The organism is Tissierella simiarum (assembly GCF_018917865.1).
Classification (GTDB): domain Bacteria; phylum Bacillota; class Clostridia; order Tissierellales; family Tissierellaceae; genus Tissierella_C; species Tissierella_C simiarum.
The window spans coordinates 149,946-170,415 of record NZ_JAHLPM010000002.1; the positions used below are offsets into that span (position 1 = coordinate 149,946).

The following is a 20,470-nucleotide window of genomic DNA, read 5'->3' on the forward strand; positions in this document are numbered from 1 at the left end:
CCTAAATTGTACCTTTTCTTTTCATGCTGAATTTTAAATTATTATTTATTGCTTATACTATCTATTAAGCTATTCATAGTATCGAAACTATCCCATATAAACATTTTTAATATATAATCTCCATTATCAGGTATTGTAATTGAATTAGTAAATATAGATACCTTACCTGGTTCCATATTTTTTTCTGCTGCTACAGCATTGACTAATTTATTGTTCTCATCATATAAACATAATACAAAAGTTATGTCCTTTGACTCTTCATAATAATTTGCTGCTTTCAGCTGTGCTACATATTCTTCTCTGTTTTTAATAGAGAAATCCTTTGTTAAAGGTTGAAGTAATAACTTTCCCTCTAGTTCTGCCATATCTCCTACCGCTATTTCCGTTGCTCCTATGCCCATTAAATTTCCATCATTACCTAAAGCCTTGATTATTATTTTATAGAAACCATCTTCTAATAATCCAGTTATAGTATGAGATAATTCTTTAGTAGTAGCTATAGGATTGTCTAAATCATTTAAATAGATTTCATAATGATCTACAATCTTTTCTTCTAATAACCTATATTCTATCTTTATATCTTCTCCATGAGCATACTTAATTTTATCTGTGTTGACATTAATCTGAGAATTTGGAATATAGATTACAGTAGTTTCCCCTATTCCCATATTATCTGCATAATCTGTTACTCCTATATGAACAGTCAATATCTCCTCCTTCAGATTCTCTGGAAGATTTAGCTTCATTCTATATTTTCCATCTTCACTTTTTTCTAAAGTAAATATCTTATTTCCGTTTTCATCTTCATATTTTTTCCCATTTATCAAAAACAAGAAATGTTCTATGCCAGTATTTACTTCACCTTTATCTTCTGCTTCCATCTCTAGAGTACATTCATTAGAATTTGCCAAACATAAAGATGCCTTAACTTCAGGTAGAGTTTTATCAATCTTTAATGGTAATGTAGTTACCTGTTCCTTAGCATTTTCATAATCTACTTTTGCTCTTATATTTATATAATACTGTCCTTCGCCTAGAGTCTTGTATATTCCTTGATTTCTGTCATAAGCTTGACCATTCCAATTCCATTGAAAATTAACTTTAGCAGGTATTTGTTGTTCAATAACTACCTCTTTTCTCAACTTTTCTCTATCTTCCAATACTTTTATAACTTCTCCTTCTTCATTGGTTACATCTATTATTAATTGTTTAGCATTACGAAGAAGAGAAAACTTAGGCAATACATTGTTATAAGCATTTGTATCATCAGGATTTATTGCAAATAACTCTGGGTTCATATCCTTTCCACCCAATGGATATAATTGTGTGAGACTATTTACTTTTCTTGTAGTAAATAAAGAAGTTTCTTTATAAATAGAATCCTCCTTGGAAGCTAGTTCATCTATAATCTTTAATTCATCCCAATCTCCATAGAATCCCATAAAAGGTATTCCAATAGTCGGAACATCACTTTCCCTAGGAGTAAACCTAATAAATCCTTCTACAAACCGATTTTGGGATACATCTTGTCCAATAGTTAATTTACTGTTTATAGTCGCAGTGTTTCCTGGTTCTACAATTACTTCATTTTTATCAAAAGTTAAATCTGCACCCTCTAATTTTACATCATAAGACATTGTATCTATAGTATTGTCTTGTTCTGTTAATACTCCACCTATTATATCTACTGTATAGGTAATAGGCTTATCTCCACCGTTGAACAAAGTAAGGGGTATATCCGTTTCCCTACCAATTTCCTTTAAAGAAATTGATGGTTCACCATTGTATGTTAATACTACTTTATTTTCTAAAGCTACTTGAACATTAGCAAATCCTGCTCCTTGTCTTCTTGGAGAATAAGGCACACCAGATTTTTCATCAATCTTTACTTCTGCTGTATTCATTATTAATGTTTTCCCATATTCTACTTTTTCTTTTGGTTGATTAAACTCTATATCCATTTTATCCAAATGATCTAACATCAAAATCATCATACCCGATACATGAGGAGTTGCCATTGATGTACCAGACATACTCTTATATCCATTATGATTAACTGTAGACCAAACAGTCCCACCTACAGATGTAATATCTGGCTTTAATTGAAAGTTTGGTGTAGGACCCCAGGATGAAAAGCTCGACATATCACCTTTATTGCTATTTTCCACATCTATTAATTCTCCATTAAAAGATATTCTTACTTCTTCTGATAACATATTTTTTAATTTTAACCCATCGAAGTTTGTTATAAATATAGTTGGAATTTTTACCTTTGGATCTGTAGATATATTGTCTAAATATTCATTATTATCATCTTCATTATATATGATAACTCCTACAGCTCCCTTTTCTTGTGCATTCAGCTTCTTATCTTTAAACTCTGTTTCTCCTCTTTTTACTAGAGCAATTTTTCCTTCTAAATCTTTACCTTCAAAATCATTGATCTCATTTTCCTCATCTATTCTACCTAATCCACAGTCTACTAATTTATATTCATCTTTCAACACCAATGGATCAAAGTCTGATTTTACATAACCAATTATTTCTTCCCTATCTCCAGCTTTAGCTGTTAATCCATAGGCTGTTCTTATATTATTTTCAAAGGAAGCTACTTGAATAGTTCCTTGAGCTATTCCAGGTGCACCTATTACTCCAGTATCTACAACACTCGCATATTTTTTAGGATAGGTAGAGTAAGTAACATTGCCTGCAGCTGATACTACTATAATTCCTTGATCCATAGCCCCTTGTATAGCTATTTGCTGTCCATCTTTAGGGTCTTGGAATCCTGCCGTAGAACAAAAACTCATATTGATTACATCAGCACCATAAGTCACTGCATCTTCTATAGCATTTATGATATTTGCTTCAGAAGCCCCTTCTTTCCTTGCATTATTAGAAAATATCTTCATAGCTAATATCTGAACTTCTGGCGCTATTCCTTTAACACCATTATGATTATTTATTTCATCTTCACTTTGACAATTGCCTCCTATAATACCTGATACATGCATACCATGAGCATAGCCTGGATCATCAACTACTGTATCTATTATTTCTAGATTTCTATCTGCATAATTATAACCGAAAGGGACTTTCTCTGTAAAATATTTTCCCCTTTTGTCACTTTGATTGTCCATTATTTCTTTAACTTTTTCCTCAGATAATTTTACTTCAACTCCTTCAGATATAACCATATCTTTATGATTATGATCAATGCCTGAATCAAGAACTGCCACTATTTTTCCTCTTCCATCATAACCTAATTCTTCCCATATCTCTGCCACTCCCGTTAAATCCACAGCATTTTTAACATCTCTATAATAAGTTTTAGATACTGTAACACTTCTTATTCCATTAATCTTTTCTATCTTTTTCTTATCTCCATATTTCGTTTCAACACTAAAACCGTTAAACAATAAAGTATATTCATTATTAAATTCTGCTTTATCATTAATTTTTTTAATCTCTTCTTTATAAGGTATTTGTAAATTTAAAACCTTCTCCACTATAGTTTTATCCTTAGCTACTGTATCTAAAGACTTTCCTTCAGCAAAATCTTTTACTGATTTTTCATCTAATTCTATTATAAAAGTAACTATCTCTTCTTCATCAAATTCAGGCTCAAGTTCTTCTATTACTATACTTTCTTCTGCTTTGCTATCTTCTAAGGTCTCCCTAAAAGAATCTCTAATAGATTCCATATCTATGTTAGTTTTATCTCCATAAGATATATTGAACATTGGATTAACTACTAATAGGTTCAACACCATAAATAAAGCTAATATAAGACTGGTACTTTTTCTACTTTTAAAATTAAACAATTATATCCCCCCTATTAATTCTCTGGAACAATTAATTCAAAGTCTTTTACTTTCAAATTACTATAATAATCTTGTATTGGACTAAAATCTGTTATATGGTTTCCTTTTAAATAAAGTTGAGTCAATTTTATAGTATTTTTTAATGCTTCAATATTTGTTATCTTGTTGTTAGCTAAATTTAATAAGGTCAATTCAGTTTTATCACTAATAGGATCAATGTTTTCTATTTGATTATTTTGAGCTTCTAGCCAATCAATATCTTTCATACTCTCTATTCCATTTAAAGATTTAACCTCATTATTTTCTATAGATAATTTAGTTACCTTTGATAATGAGGATAATGAAGATATATCCTTAATATTGTTATCTGCTATCCTAATCCAATTTAGTTCCATTAAATCTGATAGTGGACTTACATCCTCTATTTTATTATTAGATGCCCAAAGCAAAGTTAAATTTTTTAAATCTTCAACAGGGCTTATATCCCTTATGTCGTTATATCTCATATATAGCTCTTTCAAATTTGGTAGATTTCTTATAGCCTCAATATTAGATATATAGTTTTCATCCATATCTAGATGAATTAAATTATTTAATCCATAAAAAGCATCTTTTTCAATTTCATTAATCATATTCTCATTTAAATATAGCTCTTCTAACCTATCTAAACCATTAAAAGCATAATCTGGTATATAAGTTAAACCAGTCATGGATAAATCCAATCTAACTAAATTGGTCAATTTCTTAATATGGAATAATTGGGAATTCCCTATCATATTTCCCCATAACCAGAGTTCTTCTAGACCACTAAGGTTTTCTATGCCTGTCAAATCCTTTACTTGAAGCCCTAAAGTTTCTAGTTTTTTAAGATTTTTTACATCTTTATAATAGATATCTCCTTTATATTTATCAATAGCTTGTCTAACAGCTTTTTCTAAATTCTTATCAGGAAATTCTATTATTGTATTATCATTTATGTCTCCAACTACCAATTCAACATATACACATTGGTCAGAATCTACTACTTGACCTTCTACTTTTATAGACTCGTTCTTAGTAATTATAATTTCTTCTTTATCCCAATTTACATATTCAATAGTTCCATCGTGTAACTTAATTCCATAAGGTAAATTAAACTTGTCCCCAATACTAGCATTTAAAGTAATTACTCCTTCTTCATCTGCTTCTAATAACTCAAAGGTAAATTCAGGGTTATTTAAACTTTCATAATATTTCGCTGTAGGAGTATAATCCTTTATACTATCTTTAGGTAATGAAAGTTCTGTTAAGTTAACTAAGTTGGCTAAAGCCTTAATATCTGTAATGGAACCATTATCATTTAGTCTTAACTTTGTTAAATTAGTTAGGTTTCTTAAAGGAGTTAAATCGGAAATATTATTATTAGCCAAGTCTAAACTTCTCAAATTAATAAGTCCTTCTAGTCCTCTTAAATCAGATATTTTATTTCCAAATAAGTTTAACTCTTCTAACTTCTTCAACTTGCTTAAAGAACTTAAATCAAAATCTGTTTCATAAAAACTTAAATCTAAAGTCTGTAGATTCTTTAAATATTTTAAATCTTCAATATTTAAGTCCCCATATAGTGCCCAAGGAAGATAGAGACTAGTTACCTCCAATAAATCCCCCTTAGTAATATCTTCACTTTCAATTTCAGATTCGTCTCTAATAATGTATTCCAATTCTTCATTTTCAAAAACTACTATATCTTCTATGTTAAATTCATTTATTATTAGGGTCAGAATAACTTTTTTCTCATAACCTTCCACAGTTCCTTCAAAGGTAAATTCTCCTATTTCTTCAGTATTAATTTCTTCTCCATCCCATATAACGGGTACTTCTTTCTTTTTTCCTGTACTCATCTTTGCTTCTATATGACTAGGAAGAAGGAATTCATCTCCTTGGTCAATGGTAATACTTATATCCTCAATATCTATAATTTTTTCTACACCAATTATAGATAATTCTAAGACTACCTTTTCCCCCTTATAACCATCTACTTGTCCTTCAATAATAAATTCTCCTGCTTTGAAAGTATCTACTTTATCAATGTCCCATTTTACTGGAATATTTTTTGTTACTCCAGTATTCATCTTTGCTTCTATTTCTTTAGGTAATTCATAGTCTGACCATTGAGATATTTCTACATCTAACGGTTCTATAGAAGCTATTTCTTCAACTATATGTCCGTCTACAATAGGTATCTCAACTACATTGGATATTAAGTTCCTGCTTGTTAAATCGTCCAAAGCAAAAACTTTAAGTTTATAGCCTTCAGGTAAAATTTTAGTATAGACGGTTAGATTAGAATCATCTTTTCCTTTTATGAACTCTTCCTCACTAACAAAGCTTATTATATGACCTTTATAGTCTACTAAAGCCAATACTAAGTTAAATAATCTATCATCCTCCCATTGGTTGGTTCCTATAAATTGAATCTTTTGGATATTCTTTGTCGTTGCTTCTTTTTGTTCACTAGATAATTCTATTTTTATTTGCTCATCTACGGTTTCTCCAAAAACAGGTACCATATTAGCTAATATAAAAGAAATTGATAATATTAAAGCTAAACATTCTCTTGATAAGATGGCTCTATTAATTCTAGTTTTCATTTTTTCACCTCTTAATTATCATTAATATTGAAATTCTTGTTCTATTGTCTTATCTGTTCCTACATTAATTCTTGCTTTATATTCTCCAGAAATATTACCTTCAAAATCAAAAGTTAAAGAAAATGTTTCTTCGTCTTTTCTATTTAACTCACCTATATAAGCTATATTCCCTTCCCAATCATAGATTACAAAAGGCAACGCATTTAGCTTCTTATATTCTTGAGGTAGAACTACTATGGTTATATAGTTACCTTCTTTATCTATATAAACTAAATCTCTTATCATCTCAAACTTAACAGTATAAGTTCTTATATCTCCATTTTCTGCAACTACTAATATTTTTATTGTATCTCCAACTTTTATTTTTATATCATTATTTGTTACTTCTTTATCATTGAGCTTTATAGCTACTCTTGCTCTACTATCCCTAGTCCTAGTCTCTATAATCTCTAGAACCCTATCTCTTTCTATGTTTACCGTAACCCCTTCAATAGTTTCGGCTTTTTTAATATCAATCTCTTCATTTCCAATAGCTAGATAAGTTAAAAAATTATCTTTACTTTTAGTTACATCTTTATTATCTTTATCTTCTCTTTCCCTTGATGTATCTTCTTTTACTTCCTTTTTCTCTTCTTCTTTTTTAATATCTTTATTTAAAAGTTTTCCTTTATCTACTTTCGTTTCCATACCTTTATTTAATAATTCACCATTTATCTTTGTTTCCTCTAAAACTATTAAACTTTCAATAGTACCTTTAACCTCTACTATAAAACCTTTTTCTTTTATCTTTACTTTCTTTATCAGTACTTTTTCTTCTGCCTTTAATTCACCTATGCCTTCTGTTTCTAAATTTTCTATTTTTACATTTCCTTCTAGTTCTACTTTGCCACTATTTAAAATAAGGCTATTTATTTCAGAATCTTTTATTTTTACTCTATTTTGCCCATTCCCTTTTATTCTCAAAGTTCCTTTAATTGTTATATTCTCTAAGTTAATATCTCCAATTCCTATACCTTCTGTTAAATATAGATCACCAGATATGGTCATATCTTTTAAAAATACATCTTTGCTATTAACAATTAAATTTCCATCTATATCTTTACTATAAGTACCTTCTTTATTCAATATGTCCTTGCTTATAGAACAGATAATCTTAACGATTTCAGCCCTAGTAATATTCTTTTTAGGTTCAAATTTTCCATTATCATACCCAGAAATATATCCAAATTCTTTTAAAGCCGCTATATATTCTTCTGCCCAACTACTAATTTTATCTTCATCCTTAAATCCTAAAGTGGATTTACTTTTCTTAGCTTTTAGTTCATAGGCTTTTGATATTATCTTAGCTGCTTCTTCTCTTGTAACATTAGAATTAGGTTTCATTGCTCCATTAGAATATCCTTCTATATATCCAACTTTTACACCTTTTTGTATATCCTCATAAAACCAATCTTTTTCACTTACATCATTAAAATCAATTATTTCTTTTTCTATATATCCAAAAACATTGTTTATAATTTTAATTAACTCTGCCCTTTTAATTGGATTATTGGGTTTAAAATCACCATTATCATAGCCTGAAATAATATTTTTTTCCATTAATAAAGAAATATCGTCTTTAGCCCAATGCTTTGAATAATCTAGTCCATTAGCAAAGGCAAAAATATTAGTACTAAATATTAATATTGTAACTAGTAGTACAAATGATACTTTTTTTACTTCTTTCATTATTCTTTTCACTCCTTCTTAGTAGTTTTAATAATTTAGCACAAATAAAACCTGATGGAAAAATATCCATCAAGTTTCATTTATTATATTTCTTCTAAAACTTTCAATAATCTATATATAACTGTAGCTGCTTCTGCCTTTGTTGCTGAAGCTTCTGGAACAAAGGTATCTTCTGTTCTACCTTCAATGATTCCATTCTTATATATAACAGATATATATTCTATACTGTCTTTAGATAGATTAGTTAAATCTTTAAAAGGTATTTCCTTACTTATAGTCTTTTCCTTGTCCAAATACTCAAGACCTTTAGCTATTATAACTCCCATTTCTTCTCTAGTTATAATAGAGTTAGGGTCCTTTACCTTTTCATTTATTAATCCTGTTTCTAATGCTGCATTCATATATCCTATATACCATTGCTCTGAAGGATTGATTTCTTCTACACCCAATGTTGACACCAACATTTTAATAAACTCTGCTTTAGTCACTTCTTTATTTGGCTTATAATTGATTCCATCAGTACCTTCAATGATTTGTTTAGCAGCCATTATTTGGATTTCATATTTTCCCCAATGTTTTTCTATATCCTTAAAGGTTTTAGTAGATTCCATCACAGTATACTTACCAGACTTATTTAATTTAACTGTAATAGTATTATTCTTATCATCAACTTTACCACCTATATATTTCCAAGAATCTGTTTTTTCATCAAGCCTATAAACACCTAATAATTCCTTATTCTTTCCTTCTATAGAAGATTGTTTAAGTTTAAAATTAGCTAACATAGGCTTATTTAATTTATTAGTTGGCACTAATGATATTTCTATAACTTCTGAAATTCTATTTAAATCAGATTCTTCTGCCTTTGAAATAGTCTTTTCATCTACTATATCTAATCTTACTTTTGTAAGCTTATCAAAAGTTCCTTTTTCAATATTTAATTCTACTTTTCCTTCCTTGTCTTTTATAGAAGCACTAGTATTAGATAGAGTAACTTCCATGAAAGTATCTTTATTATTTTCAATAACATTATCCTCTTTCTTACTTATTGTAGATTCTTCGTCTCTTCTGTTATCATCTTCCTCCTCTTTAATAGGTAATTTAACAGTTATTTCAATGGATTCAATAGATATATTACCTGCTTTATCCTTAGCTATTATTTCTATATTGTGTTTACCTTCTTCTAATAACAGTTCTTCTATAAAGTTATTTTCATTATCCAACTTAACTATCTTTCCATTAACAGTTACTTCTTCTAACCATTCATCTTCAATACTGCCTTTAACTAATACCTTATTATTATTATAAATACTCTTATCTACTGGATTGGTTATAGTAATTATTGGACTAATTGTGTCTTTTATTAATGTTATACTATCTGTTTCTATTTCCTTACCATTTTTACTAGTAGTTAATTTAAATTCATTTATTCCTTCTTCAAGATTAACATCTACTGAGAAATCTCCATTTATAGAAGGTTCTTCTTTTATAAGCTGATCTTTCTTATATAGCTTTATATGACTTTCCATGTTAGTACTAATATTTAAAGAAAATATTTCTTCTCTAGTATAGATAGTACTTTTGTCGCTGATTATTTGCGGAACTCCCATATCATATCCCATGACCCCTCTAATCATAAGAGTTCCTGCCTTACCAGTTCCCATACTATGAGATATATCTAAGAAAACTTCATTCATATGCATAAAAGACCTATTGTCTAGTATGGTATCATCATCTACTCCTATTGCAGGCATAAAGTCCTTAATATTATCTTGAACAGTTGCTATAAAAAAGTCTTTATCAGTATAGAAATCTAAACTGGATAAGTCTAGGTAATTCCATTCTCCTCTTTTAATTTCAAAGAATATAGGTGCTTCATACATACTTGCTGGTTTTCCTTTATCATCAGCAGTATATATGGCTACCCCTATTTTATTACCTCCAGGTATAGGGAAAGCTTTATCTGTAAAGTATATATTTGTACCTAATATCTTTCCATACTCTGATGGAGTAATTCTTATAGCAGCACCAGCAGGTCTCTTATCTGAACTATTACCAACAACTGCTCTTTCATGGCTACCATCATCATAGCCTATCTCCCAAGAGAACTGATTGGACTTTGATAAACAGATATCCTCTATTGCTGTCATATTATCTTCTACATTTAATGTAATTTCTTTTCTCTTATATCCCATCTTTTCAATTACTAAAGTATATCTTCCTTGGATAATATTTTCGATTTCAAAGTTTCCATTTTCATCAGTAGATATAGGATTAAATCCTCTGTTCTCTTTAATAGTAATATAAGCATCCTTTATAGGCTGTTTATTTACACTATTTATTACTCTACCTTTAATACATGTTGCTGCTGATTCTTCAAGGATAAAATCCTTCTCAACTATTTTATTAGGGTCAAAGTTTACTTTTACTTCTTGTGGACTATAACCATAAGCTTCTACTTTTAATGTAAGAGTTTCCCCATTTTTATCTATTAATGTACTTATTTCATAAGAACCATCTTTAAGATTAGTTCTAGTACTGTTTCCAGTTTCCAATATGGTTATTTTAGCGTCTACTGGAACTATGTTTTTCTCTTCTATAGTTTCATCTAATTGTTGCTTTTCCTTCTTTTCTACTTCCTTAAATTCTTTATAATTATCAAAGACTTTGCTATCTTCTAATAAAACCATACTTTTAAAGAGAGTCTTCTTAGGTAACCCTTCTGTACTATCTTCAATATCTAGTTCTAAGCTTTCATTATCTATACCTACTTCTTCATCCTCTAATTCCATTTCTTCACTACTTATTTCTGTTTCTTCCTTATTGATCTCTTCTAAATTTTCTACTTCTGTCTTTTCATCATTTATTTCTAATTCTTCATCACTATTATTTACCTCTGTTTCTTCAGTATTAGACTCTATTTCCTCCTCATTTAAATCAATTTTTTCATCTAATTCTAAATCTTTATTGTCCAATTCTACTGATTCATTTTCTACCTCAACAACCTTTTCAGAATATATTAAAACGTCATCTATATACCATCCACTAACACTAGTTTCTTTTTCTTCTGAGTGTAAGATAAATCTCAGCTTAATAGTCATACCTTCATAGTCTTGAAGACTAATATTTTCTTCCTTCCAATTTTTCTCATTAAATGTTGTGCTAAAAGTTGATCCTAAAGGGTTCCAATCACTCCAGCCTTCTTCTGTTTTTTCTGAAATATATATCTTGCTTTCTTCTTCAATCCAGATGTTTAACCAGTGATGAAAGTTGAGATAGGAAGTCGTATCTTTAGGCAATTGTATTTCTGGAGTTTCAATCCAAGCATTACTGTTAGGATAATATTTTCCTAAAAGATTGGTTGCCCAAGCTTTAGTTCCTGTAAATGCTTCCGCTGGAGCTGATCTCTTTGGTTCTCCCCATTCCCAATGGTTGTTTTCTCCATCAGATGTAAAACCTCCATTATCCTCTTCAAAATCAGAAAAATAAATATTATTCTGTAAAAATTCAATTGTAACAGATGCTTCTCTAATAGATGGAATACTTTCGTTTCCAAATATATCTACAGCAGTAACTTTATAATAATAAGTGTTATCTTCTTCAACACTCATATCTATAAAGTTCCTTGAAAAAGATTCTCCTACTAATTCATAATCTTTATCTACTCCTAAACTTCTATATATTCTATAACTTGCTACATCATCTGACCAAGGTGCAGTCCAATTTAAGACGACACCTGTAGGATACGTATTTGCTTTTAATGATTTAGGTGGATTTGGTGGTTCATTATCAGTTCCTACAAGTTTTACGTTATCCAAATACCATCCTTCTCCATAATTTCCATCATGGTCTGTACTAGTAAGTTGAAATTTTATATATACTGGATTTTTACATCCTATATAATTAGTTAAATCAATACACATATCCTCTAAGAAATTCATTTCTTGCCAATAATAATTACGTTGTCCTGCAAAGCTGGATAATTCCTGCCAAGTCTGTTTATTGTCGTTACTTATAAGTATTCTTGCTACATCATTGAGCAAATCAAATTCTCTGTAATGACTAATCTTTAATACAACGTTTTCATAATTACTTTCCCTTAAATCTATAGGAGGCATTTCCAAAGTACTAGTAGTATCTCTAGAGTACTTTCCAGATAAATTTGTCCCTATCATATTCCTATCACTATATATATATGGCAGAGAATTAGGTCTACCCCATTGCCAATCTCCATCAAAAGTCCATCCTACTGGATATTTAGAAAAATCTGTTTCATATTTATCAGGCAAAATACCAAAAGATTTTTCCACATTATATTCCTTTGTTTCTAATACATTATTTTTGTAATCAACTGCTTTTATCTTATATGTAAAATTTGAATCCCTTAAATACTCATTAGGAACATTTACTTTATATATTCCATCAGTGAGAGAACCTGATTCCATAGTCATAGGTATCGGAATCCATTGATCATTAGATTTAATCAATAATTGCACCTCTTTAATAGTTATATCATTTTTAACTCTAGCTTCCATAGGTGCTATATCCCCAAATATATATTCTAAAGGTTCATGGATTATATTCTTATTCCCTGATCTTATGGCTTGTCCCAAAACTTTTCCTTTTACAGTAGCAGTACTTTTCTTATCGTATATTGATTTTACAGCTTCATAAGCATTTACAAGTCCATATCCATAACCTTGGTTTGGGCTTTCTTTATAGTTAGTATCCGTCAGAGGTGTTGCTGTATCGATTAAAATATTTTCTATATCTTCTATAGAAAGATTTCTATTAGCAGATAAAATCAATGCAGCAGTTCCTGTTACATGGGGTGTTGCCATAGATGTTCCTTGCCATCCACCAGCATATCCTCCTATAATAGATGATCTTATATCCTCTCCTGGGGCTACTATTTCTGGTTTTATATATTCACCTTCATAGGTAGATGGGCCTCTTTTAGAAAACTTACATAAAGCGTTGTTTTTATCTACGGCTCCTACAGAAAAACTTTCTGGATAGTTGGCTGGAATTCCTACAGACCCTACTTTAGCACCATTACGACTTGTATCATTTCCCGTCGCAAATATGGGCATAATTCCAGCTGCCTTCCAAGCTTGTACCATTGGTCTATACCATTCATCTATTCCATCTTTATTCTTAGTATTAGTTGTCCAAGAATTATTTATAATATCTGGTGCTAATGAAGGATCTCCATTAGGTGCTAACATCCATTCTCCTGCTGCAAGAATCCAGCTTGGATATCCACCTTGTTTATTAAAGGCTTTGGCTGCTATCCATTTTGCTCCTGGTGCAACTCCTATTTTATTTTCACCATTTTTGTCTTGTCCAAGTATTGTACCTGTTACGTGGCTGCCATGATAATCTCCTGGTTCATCATAAGGCATTTCCTTTCCACTTACAGCATCAAACCAGTTACCTATAGGATTAGGATTAAAGGGATCATTTGGATTGTACCCTCTCCATTTTTCCTTTAAAGCCTCATGTTCCCAGTCTACTCCAGAATCGATTATACCTACTACTACACCATTACCATCTACTCCAAATTCATCCCATACCTTATCAGCACCAATTTGTTTAATATTCCATTCCACATTATCTTCTACAATATATCTTGCAGATCTTAGCATCACACTTCTATTTTCAGAAATTGGTTGAAGAGTATCTCTTTCTAATAAAGAATTCTCAAATATTCTATCTACTTCTTTCATTTTAGATAGTTTAGTAATTACTTCTTCCGTTGCATTAACATAGATAGCATTTATTATATAATAAGGGTGATATTCTATTACATTTCCCTTTTCTTTTTGCCTTTCTATATATGTTAATATATCCTCTTGAGTAGTTTCAGCTATTTCCTTTAAAGATCCCACCACTTCATATTTATTATCTGGCGATTGTTCTACTTCCTTAAAGTCTAGCTGTTCTTTTAAATAAACTATTACTCCTACATATTCATCCGTTAGAAAACTATCAAATATTTCTTCGTCTATTACCGTATCTTCAGCATTTACCAATGGACTGTTCCCAAGGGAAACGCTAGAACTAAAAAATAATAGCAAAGAAAGTATAAAAGTAAATAATCTTTTGTTTTTAACTATATTTTTTGCCATAAATAATACCTCCTTCTTTCATAAGTTTGTTTGTTAATTATCAATATAAATATACACCAAGTAAAGAAGGTATTAAATGAGTATTAATATTTATGATGGAATGTTTTATATATATTAATGTTATCTATCTAGTACTAAACTACATAGACTTAGTATAATTTCAATACAAACTCTAGCATAGCTACTATTTATATTGACAATAAAATTTGAATTAAATATGAAAAACTCTTCTCTGCTATACAGAAAAGAGTTCTTCGTTATTGTATTATTCAAAAGGGGTAGTTTATCTAGCTATTGTAACTTCTCCTATTACTGAGTTTGTTGTTTTGTTTACAACATTGTCTCTTAAATCTCTTATTGAACCTGTTGTTAATATTTGTACATCATATGCTCCTGATTGTACTATATAAGCTGGATCAGTTATTGTTAATATTAATTTATCTCTATAGATTACACTGCTTACAGTGGATCTGGAAGTATCTATAGTTTTATCATTTGTTACATTGATTGTTAAATCTCTCTTAGCTAATGTAGAATATTGGGTATCTAAAGCTTCATCAAAAGTTAAAGTCAATACAACTCTATTTTGGTTATACCATACTGCTTTAACATCTTGTAAGCTTGGTTGTACTTTGTCTACTATAGCTAATTTCTTGTCTGCTGTAAATGTTCTTCCTGTAATGCTTTCAAGACCTTTATTAGCTTTAATAGTTAAGTTTACATCTGAAGCATCTGCTCTGAATTCATCAGCAAATTCGATAACTACTTTTGAAGTACCATCTACTACTACATCGTCTATTACTTTATTTGATGCAAAGTCATCTTTTGATGCTCTTACTATTGGTTGATCAAATTTAACTTCTAATGTCTTTCTATCTACAGCTGTAGCTATATTAGATTCAACTTTTAATACATTTTCAGCTATAGCTTTTGCTACACCATAATCTACTAATTTATTACCAACAGCATCTTCAACATCCATTATTATTACACTAGTTATTTTGCTTCTACCATTTTCATAAGCACCAAGTTTTAATGTTTTTCCAACTTCCATATTGTTGATCTTTTCTGGTAAAGTTAAGATTACTGCTTTTCCGTCTTGAACCACATTAATATCTCCACCTAATTCTTTTAATGGATATGTTGCAGTTCTTCCTTGCCATCCTGATCCATCATTTATAACAATCATATAGTTTGAAGGATTTGATATGGATTCTACATCCATTGATTTATTATATCCAACATATATTGTTCTTTCTTCATTGTTTCCTATTATGGAATCAACTTTTGGCTTACTGTAATCTCCAGCTGTTAGCTTTTCTTCATAAGGTAACATGCTGTTAGCTAATTTAGTATTATCTCTAATTCCTGAAATACTTAAAGTATACTCTTTATTAGCAGCTAATTTGCTGTAAAGCTTAAGAGTAACTACTCTTAAATCGTTGCTTATTTCTGGAGTCTTTAAACTTACTTTCTTTCCATCTTCATCTTTTAATATATAATTAGCTACTTTTACTGCATCTTCTTTTAATGCAGGTTTATTAAATCTAACTGTTATTTTTTGTTCGTCTTTAACATCTAATTCTACTACTTCTAATCTAGCTTCATCTAATTCAGCTCTAAATGGCATTTCTGTAGATTTCATTTGATTTCCTGAATAATCCTTAGCACCTGAAATAGTTAAATTAACTTCATATGTTGGCAGTGATTTTTCTCTTGAGAATTCAAAAGCATATCTATCTCCTGCTAATTTAACTACTTTATCAGCTTTATTAGTTTTAGTTCCACCCCAATATAGTGAATCTCTTGTAACTGAAGAATCATCTATATCTTCGCTGAATGTAACTACTACTCTTTCCATAGTACCTTTTACTTCAACTACTGTTGGAGCATCTTTATCTTCAACTATATTAAATTTAATTTCTTTTTCAACAGATTTAAATCCAGCAAAATCTTCTAAAGATTTAACTACTAGTGTATGTTCACCTGTACTAAAGCTTGTACCATAAGGTTTTAAAACAATTTCTCTACCTGTAACGCTTACTGAACCATAATAAGTTTTTCCATCAATTAAAAAGCTTGATGATTTAACATTCTTAACTGGTTCGGACATAACAACTTTAAGAGCTTTTGTTCCTAATCCTACTACTTCCACTACTTCTGGTATAGCATTGTCGATTGCTTTAAATTTGAATGAAGTATTTACTGCTGCTCCACCATCTTTTATACCTTTAATATTTAATGTATATTCTTTTTTGTTTGTCATTTCGCCTTCAAGTGTTAGAATAACAGTATTGTTTTCTACTACTTTAGCATCTTTGATTGATCCATTATTTAAACTATAATTTGCTTTATCTTCTGCATTGTCTTTATCAACTGCTTTATTAAATACAATTTTAACTTCTTTTAAATTATCTGCTTCTACTTTAACTACTTCTAATTTTTCTGGTACTGGTTCTCCTGGTAATTTAATACCTAGCTTTTCAGCTAAAGTTTTATCTGTACCTTTAATTTTTACTCCAAGAGCATTTAGTGTCATTACAGCCATTTGACCTCTTGAAATTTCAGTTTTATTTTCAACTTCAACATCTTTAAGGATTCCTAATCCTTTTGAAGTTTCTAAAACTTTTGCATAAGCTGCATCGTCTATTTCATATCCTAAAGCTCTTAAAAGAATAGCTGCATATTGTTGAGCAGTGATTTGTTCATTGAATCCAAATCTTTGTGGTGTATGTCCTTCAATTAATTTGTTGGACACTGCCCATGCTAAGTAACCTTTGTAATTTGCATCTGTAATGTCTTTAAAAGTTAAAATACCTTCTGATGGGAAGTTTTTAGCTGTGCTTTCAACTCCCATTAGTCTACTTAATAATATTACCATGTCACGTCTTTTTAGGTTTTTATCTAGCATTAAATTGCCATCATCATTCCCTTCAAGAACGCCAACCTCCTTTAGGAATTCTCCAGCCTTGTCTGCTACATTTTTATCTGCTGCAAATACGAAACTGAAACTTCCTAGTATCATTGCTAATGCTAATACTAATGATAAAGTTCTTTTCATACTATATCTCTCCTTTGATTTTTTCTATATAGTAGCAAATAATTTAATTGTTTCACTACAGGATTTATTATAGCATTGAGATTTTTGTATCACAATAGGTTTACCTAAAATGTAATATAATTGTAACAAGATTGAAATACAGGGAAATAAATGGGAATTTAGTTTTAGTATAACGAAACCTTGTATCGTGCATTTATATTATATTTATTCATACAAAAAAATAAATTAATTGAAATAAAACTGACATGAAAATGTAAGATTCCTTAATAACTTCCTATTGTTAGTGCCAAGCTTAAATAATATACTGAGTTTATCACAATAAAAGCCCTTTTCTATGTTTCCAGAAAAGGGCTTTTTGTGACATTAATTCATCTTTTTAGCTTTATTAACTAGTTCTTCAAATAATAATAAAAGTCACCTTTGGTAATGATAATTTTGTTATAATGTAATCATGATTATATTTTAATACTTGTTTAAATTTAAAGGATGGTGATAAGGATGAATAGAGAGAATAATGGTGATGAAAAGATAAGAATATGGACGAGACAGGATAAAAGAGTGTTAAAGGAGTTAGAAGAAAAAGGTATCTATAGGGTTAAAGAAGAGTATATAATAGAAAAAATGGACACTATATCTGACTATTATATTAGACTATATGATTGGTATGTTAAAAAGGCTGAGAAAATTATATCAAGACCTGAAGGGGTTACGTATCCTATTTGGGTTTCTTTAACATCAGAGACCATGTTGCAACCTACTGAAGATACTGTAATCCTAGAATTAGAAGTTCCTAAAAAGTATGTTATAATTACAGATTCGGAAAAATGGGGGTATGTAATAAACTATTGGTATGTTCCTCTTAATACAGAAGATGAAAGACTACATAATGAAGAGTTAAAAAAATATGGTATAGGAAATGAATCTGCCTTATATACCACTGATAAAGGAAATTTCTATCCTTTATTGAAGAATAAAATAATAAAGAGTTGGGATAGATTATTTGATGACAGTCTCCCTTCTAGCGGTATGAGCCAAGGAACTATATGGGAAATAAGAAAGGAATGGGTTGTAGACGTATTAAATAGATAGGTATATAAATATATAATATATTAAAAGGGGTGGGGTCTATGGAATACAGTAATACAAATTGTAATGAAAAAATTACACTATGGACATCTCAAAATAAAATTGTCCTTGATACTCTTAATGAAAAAGGAGTATATCATGTAAAAAAGGATTTTATATTAAATAAATATGAAGATGTATCACATATATTTTTAGAAGCCTATAACTATTTTACCTCTAAAGCTAAGGATATAGTACCAAAACCTGAAGGAGCAGAATATCCTATTTGGCTTTTTACAGATCTAAGATATGTAGATAAACATGAGGATAGTTATATACTTAAAATAGAGGTAGATAGAAACAAAGTTATTCTATTTGATATGGAGAAATGGAATCGTATATTAAACCTTTCCTATATTCCTGAAAACCAAGAAGACGCTAAAAAACATGCAGAACTACTAGAAAAGTATGGAATAAATAATGAAGCAGATATATATTTAAAAAGCTACTATCCTCATTTAAAATCAAAGGTTAGAAGAAGTTGGGATAGGTTATTTGATGAAAATATTGTTTTATCACCATGTAAACAGGGGGCTTTGTGGGAGATAAGGAAAGAATGGGTTGTAGGAGTTGAGTAAAATAATCTGGGATTAAATAAAAACTACTCTTTTTCGGTCTAATATTGTTTTGATTTTTGCCAAAAAGTAGTTTACACTTGATTTTAATTTCTATATTACTGAATTATTTAATTCTAGTTTTTCTATCTAGTTCTATATTATATCTAAATTTTTTATTAATTTCACTATTAACAAAAGGGAACCAACCCTTAGGAGATTAGTTCCCTTTTACTTTTCTACTTCCTCGTCTATAATAACTTATTAATTCAATATCGAGATTGAAAATTTAGTTATTCTTAACAACAGTTATTTTATAAGTTGTTGTTTTTGTTTCATCTTCCGCTGTTACTACTACTTCTACTACATCATTTTCAGATAATACTGTATTAGCCAAATCAGCCAATACAACTTCCGTATTATTTACTTTTACAACTATCGGTTTTGCCTTAGTTGAATTTGCTTCTACTACTATTCCTTTTACTACATCATTTTCAAAACTTGCAAATTTCTTTTCTGCCCCAGTAGTGTTTATATTAGGAAGACTTAATACATCCTCTTCTGCTATTTTGAAAATCTTTAATGTTGAGTCTGTATCTTTTACCACTTCTTTCTTAACAGTTATTTTATAAGTTGTTGTTTTTGTTTCATCTTCTGCTGTTACTACTACTTCTACTACATCATTTTCAGATAATACTGTATTAGCCAAATCAGCCAATACAACTTCCGTATTATTTACTTTTACAACTATCGGTTTTGCCTTAGTTGAATTTGCTTCTACTACTATTCCTTTTACTACATCATTTTCAAAACTTGCAAATTTCTTTTCTGCCCCAGTAGTGTTTATATTAGGAAGACTTAATACATCCTCTTCTGCTATTTTGAAAATCTTTAATGTTGAATCTGTATCTTTTACGCTATCCCTTGCTATCCTTGCGGATTTCGCTTGGTCCACACCGTACGTGCGACTTTCACCGCATACGGCGTTCCATCGATAACGGGGTAATAGTCCTATTGACTTTCAATAATTATAGTACTTTGTTCCTATAATTCCACATTTTTCTACAAGTGGTTAAATAAAAAAGGCTAATGCCCTAATCATAACTTTTCATATGTTTATATAATTACCTCATTACCGACTAGATTCCTTCGCTCGCTCTTGTTTTATCCTCCTATACTGTTTACCAGTATAGTGCAAACGGCAAGAGGTCTACACTACTATGAATCTGCTGAGCCCGTATATTCGTCACAGTGCTGCTACACTCTAAATATACAGCATCAAACGTTCCATTTTACTTATCCCTTTTTTTGACTACCTTAGGTATCCACTAACGACTTACTTCACTTAGGTTTAATAGCCTTAATTGTCCCTAAGCCTAATGAAGTATTTCAACTTCATAGGTTCATACCAAGCTAA

Annotated in this window: 8 protein-coding genes; 2 read left to right on the forward strand and 6 right to left on the reverse strand. The window is 29.9% G+C overall.

Annotated features, from left to right (window positions below):
* Nucleotides 1–41: 41 nt before the first annotated feature.
* The 5 genes from KQI42_RS03070 to KQI42_RS03090 all read right to left on the reverse strand — a co-directional run bounded on the left by KQI42_RS03070 (nucleotide 42) and on the right by KQI42_RS03090 (nucleotide 17,374).
* Complete coding sequence (locus tag KQI42_RS03070; protein ID WP_216516633.1) at nucleotides 42–3,824, reverse strand: S8 family serine peptidase; 3,783 nt, start codon at nucleotides 3,822–3,824, stop codon at nucleotides 42–44.
* A gap of 14 nt (nucleotides 3,825–3,838) precedes the next feature.
* On the reverse strand, nucleotides 3,839–6,454 hold the full coding sequence (locus tag KQI42_RS03075) for a leucine-rich repeat domain-containing protein (protein WP_216516635.1): 2,616 nt from the start codon (nucleotides 6,452–6,454) through the stop codon (nucleotides 3,839–3,841).
* Between the two features lie 21 nt (nucleotides 6,455–6,475).
* Nucleotides 6,476–8,182: an S-layer homology domain-containing protein gene (locus tag KQI42_RS03080; RefSeq protein ID WP_216516636.1), complete on the reverse strand. Its 1,707-nt coding sequence runs from the start codon at nucleotides 8,180–8,182 to the stop codon at nucleotides 6,476–6,478.
* Nucleotides 8,183–8,265: 83 nt separating this feature from the next.
* On the reverse strand, nucleotides 8,266–14,313 hold the full coding sequence (locus tag KQI42_RS03085; RefSeq protein WP_216516637.1) for a S8 family serine peptidase: 6,048 nt from the start codon (nucleotides 14,311–14,313) through the stop codon (nucleotides 8,266–8,268).
* 283 nt (nucleotides 14,314–14,596) lie between these two features.
* Nucleotides 14,597–17,374, reverse strand: coding sequence for an Ig-like domain-containing domain (locus KQI42_RS03090; protein WP_216516638.1), 2,778 nt, complete (start codon nucleotides 17,372–17,374; stop codon nucleotides 14,597–14,599).
* A 498-nt stretch (nucleotides 17,375–17,872) separates the two neighbouring features.
* Between KQI42_RS03090 and KQI42_RS03095 the strand changes: the two genes are divergently transcribed.
* Nucleotides 17,873–18,463, forward strand: coding sequence for a DUF3841 domain-containing protein (locus KQI42_RS03095; protein WP_216516639.1), 591 nt, complete (start codon nucleotides 17,873–17,875; stop codon nucleotides 18,461–18,463).
* 38 nt (nucleotides 18,464–18,501) lie between these two features.
* Entirely contained in the window at nucleotides 18,502–19,077 is a 576-nt protein-coding gene (locus tag KQI42_RS03100; protein WP_216516640.1) for a DUF3841 domain-containing protein, read from the forward strand.
* Between the two features lie 265 nt (nucleotides 19,078–19,342).
* On the opposite strand, the gene KQI42_RS03105 is transcribed toward KQI42_RS03100, so the two are convergent.
* Entirely contained in the window at nucleotides 19,343–20,008 is a 666-nt protein-coding gene (locus KQI42_RS03105; RefSeq protein ID WP_216516641.1) for a hypothetical protein, read from the reverse strand.
* Nucleotides 20,009–20,470 lie beyond the last annotated feature (462 nt).

Coding starts and splice junctions, on each gene's coding strand:
- KQI42_RS03080 (WP_216516636.1), bottom strand. CDS start 8,182: ATGAAAGAAGTAAAAAAAGTATCATTTGTACTACTAGTTACAATATTA.
- KQI42_RS03100 (WP_216516640.1), top strand. CDS start 18,502: ATGGAATACAGTAATACAAATTGTAATGAAAAAATTACACTATGGACA.
- KQI42_RS03075 (WP_216516635.1), bottom strand. CDS start 6,454: ATGAAAACTAGAATTAATAGAGCCATCTTATCAAGAGAATGTTTAGCT.
- KQI42_RS03095 (WP_216516639.1), top strand. CDS start 17,873: ATGAATAGAGAGAATAATGGTGATGAAAAGATAAGAATATGGACGAGA.
- KQI42_RS03085 (WP_216516637.1), bottom strand. CDS start 14,313: ATGGCAAAAAATATAGTTAAAAACAAAAGATTATTTACTTTTATACTT.
- KQI42_RS03090 (WP_216516638.1), bottom strand. CDS start 17,374: ATGAAAAGAACTTTATCATTAGTATTAGCATTAGCAATGATACTAGGA.